This window comes from Bacillus sp. GMs2/2, assembly GCF_050172095.1.
In the GTDB taxonomy this organism is placed as follows: domain Bacteria; phylum Bacillota; class Bacilli; order Bacillales; family Bacillaceae_G; genus Bacillus_A; species Bacillus_A cereus.
This window is the reverse complement of record NZ_JBNLYE010000386.1, coordinates 1-3,527: the sequence shown is the minus strand read 5'-3', so window position 1 is coordinate 3,527 and position 3,527 is coordinate 1. Positions and strand designations below refer to the sequence as shown.

Below are 3,527 nucleotides of genomic sequence, written 5' to 3'. Positions count from 1 at the left end.
GAATTCTTTTTTAGAAATTGATTTTTTTGCATGATCTGATAAATGATCATACATATTTGTAAATTTTCTATCATTCCATAAATTGATATATTCTTCAAATGCTTGTTTTGGCGGTTCGTTTTTATTACATCCTACCAACATAACCGCAAAACAAACGAAAAGCAGCATCCATAATTTTTTCAATTCAATCTTCTCCCTTAGTTAAAAATGATGATTCCTTTCTTAATTTATTTAATAAAAAATGTTCTAACGCTTAATAGACAGTGAAAGTAATGATATTGTTCCATATTTACAAAAAACTAAAAAAGAGTGATAAGAATTCCGTAAATTTGGAATCCTCATCACTCTCATTTGATATTGTGCAAATCATGAATATGAAATAAGAATTTCTAATTTTTAAAAACAATTTTAATTTTCCGACTAACGGGATAAAAATCCTGTATTTGTTCTATTTTTAATAATTCATAAATTCGTTGAAATGTTCGCATCAAATTCATCTGATGTTTTGGTATCTATTTTTCTCCCATCAATTGTCATCTTTATTTTTTGTTTTTGGTTTGCTGTTACCACCCAAGCGTTCGGTAAATAACGATCTTCATGGGATAATGTAGACGGTGAATTTATAACCTTTCCTCCTAAATATAGCGTAGCAGAAGAACCTCCATCCATTGCCATTGCATTTATAGCTCCTTTTTCATATAGAATATCTTGACACTCTTTCAACGTAGCTCCTATACTATGTGTCTGTCTACCGTCAATAACTAGAAACATAATTGTACCATCTTCTTTTTGGGCCATAATACTTCTTGGAGCCGACCCCCAACCGCCGTCTCCTTCTGTAATCATTTTTTCTCCATTTACAATTAACTGTGGCATAAATCCAGCTGCGGAAACGACTTGTTTATCCAACAGTTGTTGGGTAGAATAATTTCCTGTTATCATTTGACCAAACTTTGTTAATCCCGTAATAATTGTAGGGGCATTTCTATCCATATTTGTATCAATAGCTTTCCCATTTTCTATCACAATTCCAGTAGCAACATTTCCTCCACCCCTTCCTGTTTCGTCAGCAAATCCACTTGCATTCACAGCAACAAGTGCATGATTACGCTTTGCCATTACACTAATTTTTTCTCCCCTGTTAGCACCCTGTGTTCCTTGATGGCTAACAAGTTTAACATTGAAAGGATTACTAATTGTGACTAACTTTCCTTCGAAAAGAAAGCGACTATCTTTATTACTTTTAATCGTTTCTACATCAATTTCTAATGGCTGATTTTTAAATTCTTCTAATCTTTTTCCTGCTATTTTTTTATAAATATGCTCATCACTATTTGACCATTTCGGATGATTAATTCTATCTTGCAATTTATCTAGTTCCTTTTGGGATAGGAATGTATATTTCGCATATTGTGGATGCTGAGAAGTTAATATACTCCCAGCGATTGTTATACGAAGCTCTCGGCCATAGCTAGTACCAAATAGTATTCCTACGCCAATAATCATTAAAATAGAAAATAGAAGCAAAATTCGTTTGAAGATTTTTCTTAGATGTTTCATAGTTTTATCCTCCAGCATTCATTACATTCAATAAATCCATTAAAATATTATTTATCTAAAGACAAAAGTGTTTGATTTCCCCATGCCTGAATTCCCCACTATGTTTTAGCAATTAAGGCAACATACTTATTCCGGATTTCGTTTTTTCAGTGTATATTTATAAATTTAATAACGTTTTTGCAACCATGAAGTAAATTACTAATCCTGTTCCGTCAACAAATGTTGTAATAAATGGACCTGAAACAACTGCAGGATCTAGTTTTAATTTTCTTAGAATTAAAGGTAAAGCAGCTGCTACAAGAGAGGCCCAAATAACAATAAATAATAAAGTAATTGCTACAACTTGCGCAACTTCTGTTCCAACTCCTAACATATAAGCACGAGTGAGGCCAGCTATCCCAAGTGCAAGTCCAAGAAGCATACCAATTGCAAATTCTTTTTTCATTACACGGAAAATGTCTTTAAATTTTAACTCTCCAATACCAATTGCACGAGTAATTGTTGCTACAACCTGTGTTCCTGTATTCCCTCCAGTACCTACTAATAATGGAACAAAGAAAGCAAGGGCAACTACAGTTTCAATTTCGTCTTCAAAATACTTTAATACTGTACCTGTATATGCCTCAGCAACAAAAAGAAGTAATAACCATGGTAGACGTTTTAGGAAAATGCTCCAAATACTAGCTTCAAAGTAAGATTGATTCAATGGTTCACTTCCGCCTAACTTTTGAATATCTTCTGTAGCTTCTGCTTCCATAACATTCATTACGTCATCAAATGTTATAATACCAATCATTTTATTATTTGCTGTTGTGACAGGTATTGCTGCTAAATTATAATTCAGTAGCTTTTTTACAACTTCTTGCTGGTCAACTTCAGCGTGTACTGAAATTACCTCTGGCATCATGATAGTAGATAATATCTCTTCATCTGCTGCTAGTAATAACTCATGTATGGAAACGATTCCCTCAAGATAACCATGACTATCAAGAACATAACTATAAGATATTGATTCTACATTTTCAGAATGTTCCCTAATGTACTTCAATGTCATTTTTACTGACCAATTTCCTCTAACTGCAACAAAATCACTTGTAACAAGACTTCCTGCCGTTTCAGGTTTGAAAGTCATTAATTTTTTTACGTTATGTTTTGTAATTTTATCTAGATACGCCATTAATTTAGCCTGTTCTTCCGGATGAACCGCTAGAAGTAAATCTACTAATTCATCAATCGGTTGTAAATTCAGTAACTTTTTAGCTTTATTTTCAGATAAGTGAATTAAGATATTATATTTTTCTTCTGCACTCATATATTGAAGAACTTTAGAGCTTTTTAATACAGGAATCGTATTTAGTAATATGACTTGATCTTCAATTGAAAACTGTTTTACTTCTTGCGCAATATCATACGACGGAAGACGTAAAACTCTCTCTGCATCCAAGTTATTTTTGGTTATAAGTAATTCCTTTAATAATTTCTTCATGTTAACTCCTCCTCATATTGCTAAGGGAGACTCTAGAGTTTCATGAGTGGTTTTGTTTTATTTTATCTGTCTTAAATTTTTTATTAGAGCAATAATAGTTACATTGCAATCAATTCATTAGTTAGAATTACCTCCTTTTTGAATATAGACAAGATAAAAATAAATAACATTAAACAGAAAAACCTTTACTCAAAAAGGAGTAAAGGTTTTTTCACAATACAAATAAATGATTATTAAGACAGCTCTGCCGAAATCACAGAGGTGCCTTTCTATCAAATCGTATACCACTCCCTCGTTGAGTTTTAGCACTGTATAGCATAGGTTTTTATAACCAGCTACATTAAGAAGGGCCTTAATCCGACCGTTCCTGTTGACCCATTGGCGTCTCTCGACATTTTTGGGCAGCAGCGTTTCTCTATACAGGAGCCTCACCTAACAAAGTTTATTGAATTACTTCAAAATTTAAACCAGAATTTAATAT

3 protein-coding genes and 1 riboswitch are annotated in these 3,527 nt (G+C 32.6%); all 3 genes read right to left on the bottom strand.

What is annotated here, in order from left to right:
- Nucleotides 1–183 (bottom strand): NTF2-like N-terminal transpeptidase domain-containing protein (locus ACQGS6_RS24740; protein WP_426965760.1); only part of this gene is annotated, 183 nt, incomplete at its 3' end.
- 279 nt (nucleotides 184–462) lie between these two features.
- Nucleotides 463–1,560, bottom strand: coding sequence for a phosphodiester glycosidase family protein (locus tag ACQGS6_RS24735; RefSeq protein WP_065223734.1), 1,098 nt, complete (start codon nucleotides 1,558–1,560; stop codon nucleotides 463–465).
- A gap of 157 nt (nucleotides 1,561–1,717) precedes the next feature.
- A complete protein-coding gene (gene mgtE / locus ACQGS6_RS24730) occupies nucleotides 1,718–3,046 on the bottom strand; it encodes a magnesium transporter (RefSeq protein ID WP_074625958.1) in 1,329 nt (442 codons plus the stop codon).
- Nucleotides 3,047–3,327: 281 nt separating this feature from the next.
- Nucleotides 3,328–3,493, bottom strand: a riboswitch (M-box (ykoK) riboswitch).
- Between the last annotated feature and the right edge of the window lie 34 nt (nucleotides 3,494–3,527).

Excerpts from the sequence above, each read along its gene's own strand:
- ACQGS6_RS24735 (WP_065223734.1), bottom strand. The coding sequence starts at position 1,560 with ATGAAACATCTAAGAAAAATCTTCAAACGAATTTTGCTTCTATTTTCT.
- mgtE (WP_074625958.1), bottom strand. The coding sequence starts at position 3,046 with ATGAAGAAATTATTAAAGGAATTACTTATAACCAAAAATAACTTGGAT.